Raw genomic sequence first — 15,704 nt, 5'->3', positions numbered from 1 at the left:
AACCATAACGTAGAATGTGACATGCCTGCAAGTCGGTGCCGACGTCAGGGGTGCGGCGTCTCTGGGATGATGTCCTCATGCCGACCCCCGTCAACCCGCCGCGCGGCATGCGCGACCACCTGCCCGCCGACAAGAGGCGCCGCGAGGGCGTGCTCTCGGTCATCCGAGGCGTCTACCGCTCCTACGGCTTCGACGAGATCGAGACGCCCGTGGTCGAAGAGAGCTCGCGCCTCCATTCCGGGCTCGGGGGCGACAACGAGAAGCAGGTCTTCGCCGTCCTCCGGCGGGGCCTCGACCTCGACGACCTGCGATCGGCCGAGAGCGTGCTCGGACTCGCCGACCTCGGACTCCGCTTCGACCTGACGGTGCCGCTCGCTCGCTTCTACGCGTCGCACCGAGCCGAGCTGCCGACGGTCTTCCGCTCCGTGCAGATCGCCCCGGTGTGGCGGGCCGAGCGTCCGCAGAAGGGCCGCTACCGCCAGTTCGTCCAGTGCGACATCGACGTCCTGGGCGAGGCCGGGCCGCTGGCCGAGATCGAACTGATCCAGGCCACGACCGCCGTGCTCGACGCCCTCGGCCTCACCGGCACGACGATCCGCGTGAACGACCGCCGCATCCTGCTGGCGATGCTCGCCCACTGGGCGGTACCCGAAGCGCTGACCGACCAGGCGCTGATCGTCGTCGACAAACTCGACAAGATCGGCGTCGACGGCGTCGTCGCCGAACTCGCCGACCTCGGCGTCACCACGCCGGGTCTCGGCGAGGCGCTCACCCAGCTGGCCGGCGCCTCCTGGGCCATCGGTGAGGCCACGGACGCCCCGTGGCTCGACCGTGCGGCGTTCGCCGACCTCGTCGCGCTGCGCGAGGCGCTGCCGGGCTCCACCCTCGAGTTCGATCCGACCCTGGTCCGCGGCATGGGGTACTACACGGGCACGATCTTCGAGATCGCCCACCCGGACGTGCCCTATTCCCTCGGCGGCGGCGGTCGCTACGACGGCATGATCGGCCGCTTCCTCGGCAGCGACGTGCCCGCGGCCGGTTTCTCCCTCGGCTTCGAACGCCTCGTCGACCTCGTGACCCTCGAGACCGACGGCGACGAGGGGCTCGCGGTGGTCTACGACAAGAAGGTCGAACCGGTCGAGCTGCTCGCCCTGCAGCGCGCGTTGCTGGCGGGCGGCGAACGGCGCGTGCGCCTCGAGAAGAAGGCCAAGAACTTCACCAACCAGCTCGACGGACTGGCGGCGGCGGGGTTCGGCCGCTTCGTCACCGTGCGCGGGGGCGAGTCGGCCGCCGACCTCGAGGTCCGCACGATCGGCTGACCGTCGCCGACGGCTCCTCGCCACGAACCAGGGCAGGAGGCGCGGCTAAGCTGGGCCGCGGACCTCGCGTCCCCAGACGAACGACTACTAAGGAGCTCTCCAGTGGCAGCAATCGACGCCGTAGGCGCCCGCGAAATCCTCGACTCGCGGGGCAACCCCACCGTCGAGGTCGAGGTCTTGCTCGAGGACGGCACGGTGTCGCGTGCGGCCGTCCCCTCGGGTGCATCGACCGGGGCCTTCGAGGCCTACGAGCTGCGTGACGGCGACAAGAGCCGTTACCTCGGCAAGGGCGTGCTCAAGGCCGTCGCCGCCGTGATCGACGAGATCGGCCCCGAGGTCGAGGGGCTCGACGCCACCGACCAGCGCCTGATCGACCAGGCCATGATCGAACTCGACGGCACCGACAACAAGAAGCGTCTCGGCGCGAACGCCATCCTCGGCGTCTCGCTGGCCGTGGCCCGGGCGGCGGCCGACTCGGCCGACCTGCCCCTCTTCCGCTACCTCGGTGGGCCGAACGCGCACACGCTGCCCGTCCCCATGCTCAACGTCATCAACGGCGGTTCGCACGCCGACAGCAACGTCGACATCCAGGAGTTCATGATCCTGCCGGTCGGCGCGTCCTCGTTCGCCGAGGCGCTGCAGTGGGGTGCCGAGACGTACCACGCCCTGAAGAGCGAGCTCAAGGCCAAGGGCCTCTCGACCGGTCTGGGCGACGAGGGTGGCTTCGCGCCGAACCTCGACAGCAACCGCGCCGCGCTCGACCTGCTCGTCGAGGCCATCACCAAGGCCGGCTTCACCCCGGGCAAGGACCTCGCCCTGGGTCTCGACGTGGCCTCGAGCGAGTTCTACGCGGACGGCAGCTACACCTTCGAGGGCGAGAAGCGCGACTCCACCTTCCTCGCGAACTACTACGCCGACCTCGTCGCGTCGTACCCCCTCGTCACCATCGAGGACCCGCTCGACGAGGACGACTGGGAGGGCTGGGCCCACCTGACGAGCGAGATCGGCTCGAAGACGCAGATCGTCGGCGACGACCTGTTCGTCACGAACCCCGAGCGACTCGCCAAGGGCATCAAGGCCGGCGCTGCCAACTCGATCCTCGTGAAGGTCAACCAGATCGGCACGCTGACCGAATCGCTCGACGCCGTCGCGCTCGCCCAGCGCAGCGGCTACACGACGGTCCTCTCGCACCGTTCGGGTGAGACCGAGGACACCACGATCGCCGACCTCGCCGTCGCGACCGACGCCGGCCAGATCAAGACCGGTGCCCCCGCCCGCAGCGAGCGCGTGGCGAAGTACAACCAGCTCCTCCGCATCGAGGAAGAGCTCGGCGACGCCGCGGTCTACGCCGGGTACAGCGCTTTCCCGCGCTTCTCCGCCTGACGCGACCCGCGCCTCCTCGGGGCCCGTCCTGCTCGTGCGGGGCGGGCCTCCGTCGTTCCCCAGAGACGTCCTTTAGGCTCGTCCCATGCCCCGTGAGACCGCGAACCGCCGTGTGCCGGTGACCCTGCCGACCGGCGAGACGCCGACGGGCCACTGGCTGCGGTCGATCCGGTTCTCGGGGTTCAGCGTGCTCATGCTGGTCATCCTGGTCATGTTCGTCGTCATCCTCGCGCCCTCGCTGCGCACCCTGGTGCAGCAGCAGCAACAGATCGCGGCCCTCCAGGACGACGTCCGGCAGCAAGAGCAGTCCGTCGACGAGTTGAAAGAAGACGTCGCGCGATGGAGCGATCCGGCGTACATCGAGGCCCAGGCACGCGACCGCCTGCTCTACGTCTACCCGGGTGAGTACAGCTACCTCGTGATGGGCGACGACGCGGCCCAGGCGCCCGGCACGGCTCCCGGCACCGGCACGACGATCAGCGACTCGCTCCAGACGCCCCAGGTCGACTGGGTGGCGGCGATGACGGCCTCGGTGCTCGACGCCGGGCTGAGCGACGAGCCCGCGACCGAACTCGTCGCCCCCGACATCAGCGGCAGCCAGGTGCCCGCCCCGACCTCCGAGCAGACAGGTGGCACGCCGTGACCACGCCCCCCTTCGACCCCGTGACCGACCACGACGTCCGTGTCGTGACCGCCCAGCTCGGGCGGCCCGCGCGCGACGTCATCGGCATCGCCGCGCGCTGCGTCTGCGGCGCACCCACCGTCGTGGCGACGAAACCGCGGCTGACCGACGGCACGCCCTTCCCCACGCTCTACTACTTGTGCCACCCCGGTGCCACGGCTGCCGTGTCGACCCTCGAGGCCACCGGGGTGATGGCCGAGTTCACCGAGCTCCTCGAGTCCGACCCCGAGTTGCGAAGCCGATACCACGCCGCGCACGAGGCGTACCTGGCCGACCGCGAGGGCATCCAGCACGTGGACGAGATCGACCACGTCACGGCGGGTGGCATGCCCGAGCGGGTCAAGTGCCTGCACGCCCTCGTCGGTCACTCGCTGGCGGCCGGGCCGGGGGTCAACCCCTTCGGCGACCTCGCCCTCGAGCGGGCGTCGTGGAGTCCCGACGTGTGCCGGTGCCCCGACTTCCTGGCCGACGACCAGCAGGCCGCCGCCTCGCCCGAGATCGGTGGGGGAGCCTGACGCGCGTGCGCCGTTCCGGGGGGTTCGTGGTGGCGATCGTGCTGGGGGCCCTCGTCGCTGCCGTCGTGCCGGCGTCGGCCGCATCGGCCGACCAGGTCCGCGATGCCGAGTACTGGCTCGCCGACTACGGCATCCAGCGGGCGTGGCAGACCACACGGGGGGCGGGGACGACCGTGGCCGTGATCGACACCGGCGTCGATTCGTCGGTGCGTGAACTCCAGGGCGTCGTCGTCGGCGGCACCGACGTGTCGGGGCTCGGCTCGGCCGACGGTCAGACGCCCGTCGGCGACGACCCGAACCACGGCACGCTGGTCGGATCGATGGTCGCCGGCCGTGGCACCGGGTCCGGCGACGGCGTGATCGGCGTCGCGCCCGAGGCCGACCTGCTCTCGGTGTCGGTGGGCTTCGGCTCGTCGGCGGTGGACTCCGACGACCAGATCGCCCGGGCGGTGCGCTGGGCGGTCGACGCCGGGGCGGACGTCATCAACATGTCCCTGACCCGCAACACGCTCGACTGGCCGACCAGCTGGGACGACGCCTTCCTCTACGCCATGCAGCACGACGTCGTCGTCGTCGCGGCGGCCGGCAACCGCGGCAGCGGCACGACCGAGGTCGGCGCGCCCGCGACCATGCCGGGCGTCCTGACCGTCGCCGGCGTGGATCGCCAGGGCACGGCGAGCTTCGACGCGTCGAGCCAGGGCATCACGATCGGCGTGGCCGCCCCGAGCGAGGACCTCGTGGGTGTCGGTCCCGGTGACGTCCACTACAGCTGGAGCGGCACGAGCGGTGCCACGCCCCTCGTGGCGGGCATCGTCGCCCTCGTGCGCAGTGCCCATCCCGAGCTCGACGCCGACGACGTCATCAACCGCGTCGTCGCGACGGCCACGCCGAAGGGCGCCACGACTCCCGACCCGCTGTACGGGCACGGCCTCGTCGACGCGGCCGCGGCCGTCTCGGCCTCGGTGCCGACGGTCGCCGAGAACCCCATGGGCGACCTGGCCGAGTGGATCCGCGTGCACCGGCGGGCGGACGTGCCGGCGCCGTCGGCGCAGGCGACGAACCCGACCGTCGAGGCCCCCGTGCCGACACCGGTGACCGATCCGGGTCAGCCGTTGGCGGTCCTGCTGCCCACGGTCGAGACCATGAGGTCGACGGGCATCCCGTTGATCGTCCTCACGGTCTTCGGGGGAGCGGCCGTCCTCGTCGCCGTCGGGGCGGTCCGCCAGTTCAGGCGTGCGCGGCGCTCGGGGTAAGGTCGTCTGCGACACCCCCATCTCAAGGAGACATTCGCCGTGCCCAAAATCCTGATCGTCGGCGGCGGCTACGCCGGTTTCTACACTGCCTGGAAGCTCGAGAAGTGGTTGCGCGCGGGTGAGGCCGAGGTCACGATCGTCGACCCGCTGCCCTACATGACGTACCAGCCGTTCCTGCCCGAGGTCGCCGCCGGGTCGATCGAGCCGCGCCACGCGGTCGTCGCCCTCCGACGCCACCTCAAGAAGACGAACGTCGTCACGGCCAAGGTCACCGGCGTGGACCACGCCTCGAAGACCGCCACGATCACGCCCGAGGTGGGCGACGCGTGGACGATGCAGTACGACCAGATCGTGATGACGGCCGGCGCCGTGTCCCGCACCTTCCCGATCCCGGGCGTCGCCGACGAGGCCATCGGCCTCAAGACCATCGAAGAGGCCGCCGCGATCCGCGACAAGGTGCTCACGAACTTCCAGAAGGCCGCCAACCTGCCGGCCGGTCCCGAGCGCGACCGCCTGCTCACGGTCGTCGTGGTCGGCGGTGGCTTCGCCGGCATCGAGGTCTTCGCCGAGCTGCGCAGCTTCGCCAGCGACCTGCTCAAGAACTACCCCGACCTCACCATCGACGACACGCACTTCCACCTCGTCGAGGCGATGGGCCGCATCATGCCCGAGGTCTCGCTCGAGACGAGCCACTGGGTGCTCAAGAACCTCGCCGAACGCGCCGCGACGGTCCACCTCGACACGCAGCTGCAGTCTGCGGTCGGCGGGAAGATCGAACTGTCCACGGGCGAGTCGTTCGAGTCCGACCTCATCGTCTGGACGGCCGGCGTCATGGCCAACCCGATGGTCCGCGGCACCGACTTCCCGCTCGAACAGCGCGGACGCATCACCGTCAAGGCCGACCTGCGCATCGTCGACGGTGAGACCGTCGTTCCCGACGCCTGGGCCTGTGGTGACGTCGCCGCCACACCCGACCTCACCGGGAAGGGCGTGGGCGGCTTCTGCGTGCCGAACGCCCAGCACGCCGTCCGCATGGGCAAGCGTCTCGCGAAGAACATCGTCGCCTCGCTCCGCGGAGAAGGACTCGTCGACTACAAGCACGAGAACCTCGGAGCCGTCGCCGGCCTTGGGCTCAACGTCGGCGTCTTCCAGAGCGGCAAGTTCGCCATGAAGGGCTTCCCGGCCTGGGCCGCCCACCGCGGGTACCACGGCCTGGCGATGCCCTCCTTCGAGCGCAAGTTCCGCGTCGTCGGCGGTTGGTGGAACAACTTCTGGTTGGGACGCGACATCGTCTCGCTCGACAACCGTGAGCGTCCCCGGGCGGCCTTCGAAGAGTTCGCCTCGCGTCCCAAGGCGGCCGTCGAGACGCCCGCCGAGGCTCCCGCGCCCGCATCCGTCGGTGCCGGCCAGCCCGCCGGCGAGGCGGGGCCCGCGTACGCGAACCCGGTCGAGGACGACGGAACGGCCAAGAAGGGCACGGCCGAGGTCGGCGAGGCAGCGACCGGTGCTCCTCGCAAGGCGCCCGCGCGCAAGCCCGCCGCCGAGTAGGAGATCACCGGCGAGACCGCGGTGACCGACGGGGTGCCCGCCTCCGAGTGACCCTCGAGTACGTCCGAGACGCCCGCCCGCTGCCTGCAGCGTGGCGGGCGTCCGCGTCTCGTAGGCTGGTCGCTCGGGCCCCCGTAGCCCAATCGGCAGAGGCAGGCGACTTAAAATCGCTTCAGTCAGGGTTCGAGTCCCTGCGGGGGCACGTGCCGCCCCTCCCTGCCAGGTCACGTGCCGCCCGAGGTGGCGAGGTGGCATCTGCCCCGGCGCTCGGTGCTGATCGCGGCCGGGCCCCTGCGGAACGCAAGCGCCTCGCTGTCGACCCCGCCGCGCCTCCTGCTCTCGCGTAGGCCCCAGCCCGCGCGTCCGCTCGTCCGCTCCCACCCCGTAGCCCCGCCAGCTCGGCCAGCCATACCGCCCGCCCGCCCGCCCGCCCGCGCGGCGCGAGCATCGTCGGCAACTCAGGAGATCGGCGTGCTCCGGGGCACGTCGCGCGCGTTCCGGCGTCGTTCCCCTGAGTTGCCGACTTCACGCGTCCGGCCGGCGGTCGCGTCAGCCGTGTGGCCGCATCGCCTCGGCCCCTGTCGCGCGCCGTCCGCCCGCGTGTTCCGCTCCGCCGCCCCCTGCCGCGCCCCGAGCTAGCCCGCCGCACCCTGCCGGCCGCGCTCAGCCCTGCTCTGCCGCGCTGTGCCCCGCTCCGCCCTGTCCCTGCCCCGCTCTGTCTGCCCTGCCCTGCCCCGCCCCGCTCCGCCCTGCTCCGTCTGCCCTGCCTAGCCCTGCCCTGCCCTACGTTGACAACTCAGGAGATCGGAGGATCGGCAGGCCGTTTCCGTCCGTTCGTGCGTCGGTTTCCTGAGCTGACGACGACGACGACGGTGACGACGGCGGCAGGCAATGCGGCGAGACCGGGACCACCGGCAGCCCGACGGCCTGGCAGCCGTCCGCGCGACATCCGCCGCCCCGACCGCCGCCGCCCCGCCCGCCGCCGCCCCGACCGCCGTCGCGTGAGCCGCAGTCGAGACGGCCGGCGACGGAGGCGCGTCAGGTCAGGCGTCGTCGGTGTCGATCTCGACGAACGACGTCCAGAGCCAGGCCGCGACGCAGAGGCCCGCGGTCACGGCGGCGGCCACGACCGCGCCTCCGATCGGGAAGGACGACGAGCCGCCCGTGAGCACGGCGGCGGCCGCCGTGACGCCGACGACCGTGAGTGCCACGTGCAGCGGGCGTGACCAGGCCCAGAGGCGTCGACCCGGCAGGGAGCCCACCGGCACGAGCGCGAGCACGAGCGATCCGAGCCCGGTCAGGCAGACCGTCGCGCTCGTCTCGAGGGCCAGCTCGGTGATGAACCCACCGGTGGCGGGGAGGGCGCCGTGGACGGCCCAGGCTCCGGCCGACACGACCACCAGGGCGGCGACCTGGACGAGCGCGAGCAGTCCTGCCTCGCGATCGCCCACCTCACCGGTCCGGCCGTGGTGCGCCGACCGGGGCGCTGCGGCGATGCTTCCGACGAGCACCACCCCGAGCACGAGGGGCGGGTCCAGGCCGAGCGACCGCGTCACCGCGCAGGCGACGACGGCGACGAGGAGGAGGCGCGGTGACATGCGGATGCGCGCCTCGCGGTCCGGGGAACGCCCCATCACCAGGGTGGGGACGACGACCGCGAGCACGTTGACCAGGGCGACTCCGACGACGATCCCGGCGAACAGGCGTGCGTAGCGGACCTCGTCGTCGAGGCCGGCCGCCAGCCCGACCACGGCGGCTCCGGCCGCGATAGTCAACCCGGCGGCGAGGCGCGGGTCCAGGGTGGCGGTCGAGAACGAGGTCGGGAGTTCCCGACGACGGTTCCGGCCGGTGAGCCGCGGGGCGCGAGGCGCGAGGCGACCTCGCATCGCCGTGGCCAGCAGACGTGCCGGGGCGACGACGAGCAGCACGAACGCGACTGCGAGGCCGAGAGCGATCAACCATCCCGACCCGGTCATCGTCCGGCCGAGGGACGGCAGGTCGCGACCGAACGTCGTCGCGGCCGCCCAGGAGTCCGCCGCCGGTGTGGTCGCTTCGGGTGGTACCTCGCCGACGCCACCGGGAGCGCCTCCCGGCCCGTCACCGGTCCCCGGGGCTCCGGGCGCCCCGGCAGACGGCTCGGAGGGGACGGCGCCCCCGGACGCGCCGGGCGCCGCCGGCGGTGCCGGTACGGCCGAGGACGAAGGAGGCGCGGGCTGCGTGGCCGACGACGTCACCGTGATCGAGATGCCCGTGCTGGGCGGCCCGACGTTCACCGACGGGTCGATCTGTGCGGCCTGGACCACGTGCTCGCCGTCGGCGAGGGTGGCATCGGACGACGTGCAGGCCCATGCGCCGCCGGAGACCGTGGCCTGGCAGACGGGGGTGCTGTCGACGTAGGCGGTGACGGTCGCGCCGTCTTCTCCGGTCCCCGAGAAGGTGAGCGGTTGCGAGGCGACCCGTTCGCCGGCCCGGGGCGAGAGCACGGCCGGCGGGGCGGGTGGGTCACGGTCGATCGTGACGGTGACGCCGGTGGAGGTCGAGGACCGGGGCACGGCGGGAACGGAGTCCGAGGACTGGGACGCCGTGACCGTGTACCGGCCGGTCGGCCAGGTCGCCGACGGGAGCACGGCCGACCAGGCCCCGGCGTCGTCGGCCGTCGCCGAGACCGGTGCCGCGCCCCCGCCGACGGTGATGCGGGCACCGGGGAACGCGGTGCCCGCGACCTTGCCACCGACGGCGGGTCCGCCCTGGACCGTGGGCGGGCCGAGCACCGAGAACGGAGCGCTGACGGTGTCGTCGACCACGGCGGCATTCGTCACGTCTCGGACCGTGAGGGTCTGGTCGGCACCGTCCTCCAGCGTCACCGGGCACGACCAGGGGACGCCGGCCGGGTCACCGGTGGGCAGGGTGACCTCGCAGAGGGCTCGACTGGGGACGCGGGGGTCGAGCACCCTCACGGTGGCTCCGGGCGTGCCGGTCCCGCCGACCACGATGGCGTTCACGTCCCGGTCTCCGACGTCGCCGATCGTGGGTGCGACCGGACCGGGAGGGGACTGGCCGAGCGACGGGCCGGGTGCGGGGGTGCCCGACGGACTGCCCGCGGCGAGCGCGCCGACTCCGCCCGACAGGGCGAGCGAGAGACCCAGCACGACCGTCGCGAGGGTCGAGGCGACACGTCGTCCGTGTCGCGGCTCGACCACGAGCCGTCCGTCGACGGGGGTCGACGGACGCGGGGGACGCAGGGTCGGCGGCTCGAACACTGTCACCCATTCAGCACGTTCGCGGGGTACAAGTCAATCCGTTGTGCGGGGGAGTTGTGCGGGGGAGATGCCCGGTCGGGCCCTCCTCGGGAGTCTGCTTCGAGATCACCCGCCGGGCAGGGACCCCACATGCAGCGCATTTATAGTGTCCAACGGACTCCCGACGACCCGACCCCGGTCGCGGGCGACCATCCGGCGCCCGCCGTCATCGGTCCACCACCTAGGAGTGACACGTCATGCAACCGGCCACGATCGGCATCTTGGTAGCAGCAGGGATCATCGTCCTGCTCGCGGTCATCATCGGCATCTACCTCTGGGCCACCTACAACTCGTTGGTGACCCTGAAGGTGCGCGTCGACGAGGCGTGGAGCGACATCACGATCCAGCTCAAACGCCGGGCCGACCTGATCCCCAACATCATCGAGGCGGTCAAGGGATACGCCTCGCACGAATCGTCCGTCTTCCAGAACGTGACGGCGGCCCGTGCCGAGACCATCGGGGCGGGCACACCGGCCGAGGCGTCGGCTGCCGAAGGGCACATGCAGACCGCCCTGAAGAGCATCTTCGCCGTGGCCGAGGCCTACCCGCAGCTCCAGGCGAGCCAGAACTTCTTGCAGTTGCAGTCCGAGCTGGTCGACACCGAGGACAAGATCCAAGCCGCGCGCCGCTTCTACAACGGCGGCGTTCGCGAGTTCAACACCAAGAACCGCGTCTTCCCCAACTCCCTCTTCGCGAAGCGGCTCGGCTTCAGCGAGCGGGACTTCTTCGAGGTCTCCGAGCCGTCGGCGATCGCCGAACCGCCGCGCGTCCAGTTCTGATCCAGTCCGAGTCGTCCTCGACACCGTGTACTCCGCGATCTCGCGCAACAAGCGCAACACCGTCTTCATCGTCCTGATCTTCCTGGTGATCGTCGGGGCCCTCGGGTTCGCCGCGAGCGCAATCTGGAACAACGGGTCGATCGGTTTCCTGGTTCTCGGCGGTGCCGCGGTGTACGCCGTGATCCAGTACTTCGCGGCCAGCGGGCAGGCGCTCTCGATGAGCAACGCCCAGCAGGTCGACGGTGTGACGGCTCCGCGGTTGTACCGCACGGTCGAGAACCTCAGCATCACGATGGGCATGCCGATGCCCAAGGTCTACGTCGTGGTCGATCCGGCCCCCAACGCCTTCGCCACGGGCCGCGACCCGGAACACGCCGTGGTCGCCGCCACGACCGGCCTGCTCGAGATCATGGACGACAGTGAGCTCCAGGGCGTCATGGCTCACGAGCTCGGTCACGTGAAGAACTACGACATCCGTGTGTCGACCATGGTGTTCGGCCTCGTCGTGGCCGTGGGCTTCCTGGCCGACATCCTGTTGCGCATGTCGTTCTTCAGCGCGTTGTCAGGGGGGAACCGCAACTCGAACAACAACGGTGGGGGCGGCGGGAACCCCGTCTTCCTGGTGCTCGGTCTGGTGGCCATGATCATCGCCCCTCTCGCCGCGGCAGGTGTCCAGGCGGCCGTCTCGCGTCAGCGCGAGTACCTCGCCGATGCCACCGGGGCGTTGACGACGCGGTACCCCGAGGGTCTCGCCCGAGCCCTCGAGAAGCTCGGTGCCCAGGGGCGGCCCATGCGGCAGCAGAACACCTCGATGTCGCACCTCTGGATCAGCGATCCGATGAAGCCCGGCGTGATGGACCGACTCTTCAGCACGCACCCTCCGCTCGCCGATCGCATCCAGCGGCTGCGACAGAACGCCGGGACCTTCTAAGCGAGTGGGTCGGCCGGGCCGGCCGCGTCGGCCCGGCCGGTCAGCACCGTGCGGAGTCGGCCCGCCAGGTCGCCCCGATCGGCCACCTCGACGGCGTCCAGTCCCTGCCAGGCGGCCGCTCGGCGCAGCGTCGTCACGAGCCGCTCGACGTCGACGGGGAGGTCGCGCTCATGCCATGCCGCCTGCACCCGCAGGACGCCCGACTGACGATCGCTCTTGAGGTCGACCCGCCCCACCAGCTGGTCGTCCTGCAGGACGGGGAGGACGTAGTAGCCGTGCACGCGTTTCTCGCGCGGGGTGTAGATCTCGATGCGGTAGCGGAAGTCGAAGAGGCGTTCCGCCCGGGGCCGGTGCCAGACGACGGGGTCGAACGGTGACAGCACGGCGTCGGCCTCGAGCCGACGGGGTACGCGGGCGTCACGGTGCAGCCATGCGGTCGCACCCCAACCCGGCACGTCCACGGGTTCGACGACACCGTCGTCGTGGAGCTCGCGCAGGGCGGGTACGACGTCGGCGGCCTTGAGGCGGAAGTAGTCGGCGAGGTCGGCGGCCGTCGCGACCCCGGAGGCGCGGGCCGCGTGGGCGACGAGGCGCCGGTGGGCCTCGTGGCGGTCGACGTCGACGGCCAGGACCTCGGCCGACAGCACCTGTTCGGGCAGCGCGTAGACGCGCTCGAACCGACGGCGACCGGCACTGACCAGGGCGCCCGTGCGGAACAGCGACTCGAGGCCGCGCTTCACGTCACCCCACCCCCACCACGGGCCCGTCCGGTCGGGCTGGGGGAAGAGGGCGGCGTCGGCCTCGACCAGGCTGGCCGGCAGCGGCCCCTTGTCGCGGATCTCGTCGAGCAGCCAGCGTTCCATGCGCGGACTCGTCGACAGCCACGAGGAGGCGTCCCCCCGCCACTTCGCGTCGTAGTCGCGCATGCGCCACCGCAACAGGGGCCAGGTCGACACCGGGACGATGGCGGCCTCGTGGGCCCAGTACTCGACGTACCGCCCGCGGGGAGCGAAGGTGAGGCGGTCGAGGGTCGCGCGGTCGTACGCGCCCAGTCGTGCGAACGCGGGCAGGTAGTGGCTGCGCTCGAACACGTTCACCGAGTCGATCTGCAGCAGGCCGAGGCGATCGACGAGGCCGTTCAGCTGCCGCGTCCCCGGGCGGGCAGGGCCGTCGACGGGCCTCCCGAAGCCCTGGGCCGCCAAGGCGACACGACGGGCCTGGGCGGGGGAGAGCTGCTGACGGGGCACGCGGACGACTGTAGCGACGGCCACCGACGCGCGCCGCGCCTCCTGGTGTCGCCTGGTCCCCGTCGACACATGCGTGCACCGGCATGTGGAGGGGTAGGTGACCGGCCCCGCAGGGCCATAAACTGACGCGATGATCTGGCGGAACCGCCCCACGCGCGGCGACGAGGTGCAGGGCGACGTCACGAGCGGTCGCGCGGCCGGTGTCGTCGCCGATCCGTCGGTGCCGCGGGGCATGGTCATCGCCGGGGCCTGGTCCTGGCGCATCCTGGTGATCGTGGCCGTGGCCGGCGTCGTCATCTGGTCGATCACCCAGCTGCGGGTCATCGTCATCCCCTTCTTGGTGGCCCTGTTGATCTCCGCGCTGCTCGTCCCGCTCTCGGGGTGGCTGCAGCGGCACCGCTGGCCCAAGTGGTTGGCGGTCGTGTCCGTCCTGGTGGGGTTCCTCGTGGTGGTCTCGGGCCTCGTCGTCCTGGTCGTCCTCCAGATCGTCGACGGCTGGCCCTCGTTGCGCGATCGCTCGATCGCCTCCTACGGCGACTTCAAGGACTTCCTGCTGACCTCGCCGTTGCACCTCACCGAGGCGCAGATCAACGGGTACGTGTCCGACGCGGTGGCGGCCGTCCAGCAAGACAGTCAGCCGCTCGTGCGCGGTGCGCTCTCGGTCGGGTCGACCGCGGGTCACGTCGCTGCCGGGCTCGTGCTGGGGCTCTTCGCGACGATCTTCGTGCTCGTCGGCGGGGCCGAGATCTGGCGGTGGGTCGTCCGGCTCTTCCCCCGGGCCTCGCACCCGGCGATCGACGGGGCGGGCCGCGCGGGCTGGCTGACCCTGACCAACTTCGTCAAGGTGCAGATCTTCGTCGCGTTCGTCGACGCCGTGGGCATCGGGTTGGGGGCGCTCTTCCTGGGCCTGCCCCTGGTGGCACCGATCGCCATCGCGGTCTTCCTCGGGTCGTTCGTGCCCGTCGTGGGCGCCGTCGCGACCGGAGCCGTCGCCGTCGTCATCGCCCTCGTCTACAACGGCTGGGTCGTGGCCCTGCTCATGCTCGCCGTGGTGATCCTCGTGCAGCAGATCGAGGGGCACCTGTTGCAGCCGTTCGTCATGGGCAGTGCCGTCAAGGTGCACCCGTTGGCCGTCGTCTTCGCCGTCGCGGCCGGCACCCTGGTCGCCGGGATCCCCGGCGCCCTCTTCGCGGTCCCGTTCGTGGCCGTGCTGAACGTCATGATCACCTACGTCGCGAGGGGTACGTGGCGAGAGAAGCCGCGACCCGTCGAGCACGACGTCACGCGGCCCGGAGGCCTCACCGATGTCTGAACGCACCCTGGCCGGTCCCACCCTCGTCGAGATCGAGGAGGCGCGCGACCGCGTCTCGCAGGTCGTCCGCGTCACCCCGATGGAGACCTCGCAGTACCTCGCCGAGGTGCTCGGTTCGCGGGTGCACCTCAAGTGCGAGAACCTGCAGCGCACCGGGTCGTACAAGATCCGAGGCGCCTACAACCGCCTGACCCAGCTGAGCGACGACGAGAAGGCGCGCGGGGTCGTCGCCGCGTCGGCCGGCAACCACGCTCAGGGTGTCGCCCTGGCGGCCCGTGAACTCGGCATCGTGGCCACGATCTTCATGCCCGTCGGCGTGGCCCTGCCCAAGCTGCAGGCGACCCGGCACTACGGCGCGGACGTCGTCCTCCGGGGGCACACGGTCGAGCAGTCGCTGCGAGCTGCACAAGAGTTCGCCGACACGACGGGCGCCGTCTTCATCCCCCCGTTCGACCACGCCGACGTCGTGGCGGGCCAGGGCACGCTGGGGCTCGAGATCCTCGAACAGGTGCCCGACGTCGACACCGTGATCGTGCCCGTCGGCGGAGGTGGGCTGGCGGCCGGCGTCGCCAGCGCCTTGAAGCAGAGCGCGGCACGCACCGGGCGCGACGTCCGCATCATCGGCGTGCAGGCGGCCAACGCCGCCCCGTACGCCGTCTCGATGAAACTCGGCGTGCGGACCGACATCGACGCCCAGCCCACGATCGCCGACGGCATCGCCGTGGCGAAACCCGGCGTGCTCAACTTCGAGATCATCCGCGACACGGTCGACGAGATCGTCACGGTCAGCGACGACGACACGGCCCGGGCGATGCTCGTGCTGCTCGAGCGCGCGAAGCTCGTCGTCGAGGCCGCGGGTGCCGTGGGCATCGCCGCCATCCTCACCGAGCAGGTGCGTGACCTCGGCACGACCGTGGTGATCCTCAGCGGCGGCAACATCGACCCGCTGATGATGGAGCGAGTGATCGGTCGCGGCCTCGCAGCCGCCGCCCGCTACGTCAAGCTGCGCATCGGCATGCCCGACCGCCCCGGCCAGCTGACCCGCGTCAGCGAAGTGCTGTCCGACGCCAACGCGAACGTGGTCGAGGTGCTGCACACCCGCCACGGTCGCGGGCTCCAGATCAGCGAGGTCGAACTCGAGCTCAGCGTCGAGACGCGCGGGCCGGACCACGTCGAAGAGGTCCTGCAACGGCTCCGCGACGCCGGGTACGAGCCCAACGTCGACTTCTGAGCCGACTCCGCGAGACGCGCCCCGCGCCTCCTGACCGTGGCCGTGCCTCCTGACCAGGTCTGCGCGTCCTGACCGTGTCCGCGCCTCCTGACGGTGGCCCGCGCCTCCCGACCGGGTGTTCGCCTGCTGAACGTGCCCGCGCCTCCTGACGGCCCCTCTGCCCGTCGGCAACTCAGGAGAACGGCCGTCCGCGGGCGCAGGACTG

Annotated in this window: 12 protein-coding genes and 1 tRNA gene; 11 read left to right on the top strand and 2 right to left on the bottom strand. The window is 71.5% G+C overall.

The window, feature by feature from the left end; all coding sequences use genetic code 11:
• The first annotated feature begins 77 nt into the window (after positions 1 to 77).
• The 7 genes from hisS (at position 78) to EDF21_RS12635 (ending at position 6,902) form a co-directional block, all read left to right on the top strand.
• Positions 78 to 1,319 carry a histidine--tRNA ligase gene (hisS, locus tag EDF21_RS12665; RefSeq protein WP_123571600.1) on the top strand — a complete coding sequence of 414 codons (1,242 nt, stop codon included), beginning with the start codon at positions 78 to 80 and terminating at the stop codon, positions 1,317 to 1,319.
• 102 nt (positions 1,320 to 1,421) lie between these two features.
• Positions 1,422 to 2,702 carry a phosphopyruvate hydratase gene (eno, locus tag EDF21_RS12660; RefSeq protein WP_123571599.1) on the top strand — a complete coding sequence of 427 codons (1,281 nt, stop codon included), beginning with the start codon at positions 1,422 to 1,424 and terminating at the stop codon, positions 2,700 to 2,702.
• A gap of 85 nt (positions 2,703 to 2,787) precedes the next feature.
• A complete protein-coding gene (locus tag EDF21_RS12655) occupies positions 2,788 to 3,345 on the top strand; it encodes a septum formation initiator family protein (protein ID WP_056048823.1) in 558 nt (185 codons plus the stop codon).
• A complete protein-coding gene (locus EDF21_RS12650) occupies positions 3,342 to 3,899 on the top strand; it encodes a DUF501 domain-containing protein (RefSeq protein ID WP_123571598.1) in 558 nt (185 codons plus the stop codon). The genes EDF21_RS12655 and EDF21_RS12650 overlap by 4 nt, the downstream gene beginning before the upstream one ends.
• Positions 3,900 to 3,904: 5 nt before the next feature.
• A complete protein-coding gene (locus EDF21_RS12645; protein WP_233568490.1) occupies positions 3,905 to 5,152 on the top strand; it encodes a S8 family serine peptidase in 1,248 nt (415 codons plus the stop codon).
• A 39-nt stretch (positions 5,153 to 5,191) separates the two neighbouring features.
• The gene (locus tag EDF21_RS12640; protein WP_123571597.1) at positions 5,192 to 6,700 is read left to right on the top strand and encodes an NAD(P)/FAD-dependent oxidoreductase; all 1,509 of its coding nucleotides are present in this window, start codon (positions 5,192 to 5,194) and stop codon (positions 6,698 to 6,700) included.
• 128 nt (positions 6,701 to 6,828) lie between these two features.
• Positions 6,829 to 6,902: transfer RNA gene (locus EDF21_RS12635), tRNA-Leu, on the top strand.
• Between the two features lie 841 nt (positions 6,903 to 7,743).
• On the opposite strand, the gene EDF21_RS12625 is transcribed toward EDF21_RS12635, so the two are convergent.
• A complete protein-coding gene (locus tag EDF21_RS12625; RefSeq protein WP_148053707.1) occupies positions 7,744 to 9,966 on the bottom strand; it encodes an Ig-like domain-containing protein in 2,223 nt (740 codons plus the stop codon).
• 230 nt (positions 9,967 to 10,196) lie between these two features.
• Here EDF21_RS12625 and EDF21_RS12620 point away from each other — a divergent pair, with 230 nt between their 5' ends.
• On the top strand, positions 10,197 to 10,778 hold the full coding sequence (locus EDF21_RS12620; protein ID WP_043597810.1) for a LemA family protein: 582 nt from the start codon (positions 10,197 to 10,199) through the stop codon (positions 10,776 to 10,778).
• A 25-nt stretch (positions 10,779 to 10,803) separates the two neighbouring features.
• A complete protein-coding gene (locus tag EDF21_RS12615) occupies positions 10,804 to 11,709 on the top strand; it encodes a M48 family metalloprotease (protein ID WP_056048814.1) in 906 nt (301 codons plus the stop codon).
• Here the strand turns inward: EDF21_RS12615 and EDF21_RS12610 are convergent.
• Positions 11,706 to 12,956 (bottom strand): winged helix-turn-helix domain-containing protein, encoded by a 1,251-nt coding sequence (locus tag EDF21_RS12610; RefSeq protein ID WP_233568489.1) that lies wholly within the window; start codon positions 12,954 to 12,956, stop codon positions 11,706 to 11,708. The two genes, EDF21_RS12615 and EDF21_RS12610, sit on opposite strands and share 4 nt — an antisense overlap.
• A gap of 130 nt (positions 12,957 to 13,086) precedes the next feature.
• Here EDF21_RS12610 and EDF21_RS12605 point away from each other — a divergent pair, with 130 nt between their 5' ends.
• Both EDF21_RS12605 and ilvA read left to right on the top strand, forming a co-directional pair.
• Positions 13,087 to 14,268 carry an AI-2E family transporter gene (locus EDF21_RS12605; protein WP_123571595.1) on the top strand — a complete coding sequence of 394 codons (1,182 nt, stop codon included), beginning with the start codon at positions 13,087 to 13,089 and terminating at the stop codon, positions 14,266 to 14,268.
• Positions 14,261 to 15,499 (top strand): threonine ammonia-lyase, encoded by a 1,239-nt coding sequence (gene ilvA / locus EDF21_RS12600; protein WP_056048808.1) that lies wholly within the window; start codon positions 14,261 to 14,263, stop codon positions 15,497 to 15,499. Before EDF21_RS12605 ends, ilvA begins: the two co-directional genes overlap by 8 nt.
• Positions 15,500 to 15,704 lie beyond the last annotated feature (205 nt).

The organism is Frigoribacterium sp. PhB118, from assembly GCF_003751725.1.
Classification (GTDB): Bacteria; Actinomycetota; Actinomycetes; order Actinomycetales; family Microbacteriaceae; genus Frigoribacterium.
Note: the sequence above shows the minus strand (reverse complement) of the source record. Positions and strands in the feature narration are given on the sequence as shown.

Coding starts and splice junctions, on each gene's coding strand:
- EDF21_RS12655 (WP_056048823.1), top strand. CDS start 2,788: ATGCCCCGTGAGACCGCGAACCGCCGTGTGCCGGTGACCCTGCCGACC.
- ilvA (WP_056048808.1), top strand. CDS start 14,261: ATGTCTGAACGCACCCTGGCCGGTCCCACCCTCGTCGAGATCGAGGAG.
- EDF21_RS12620 (WP_043597810.1), top strand. CDS start 10,197: ATGCAACCGGCCACGATCGGCATCTTGGTAGCAGCAGGGATCATCGTC.
- EDF21_RS12605 (WP_123571595.1), top strand. CDS start 13,087: ATGATCTGGCGGAACCGCCCCACGCGCGGCGACGAGGTGCAGGGCGAC.
- hisS (WP_123571600.1), top strand. CDS start 78: ATGCCGACCCCCGTCAACCCGCCGCGCGGCATGCGCGACCACCTGCCC.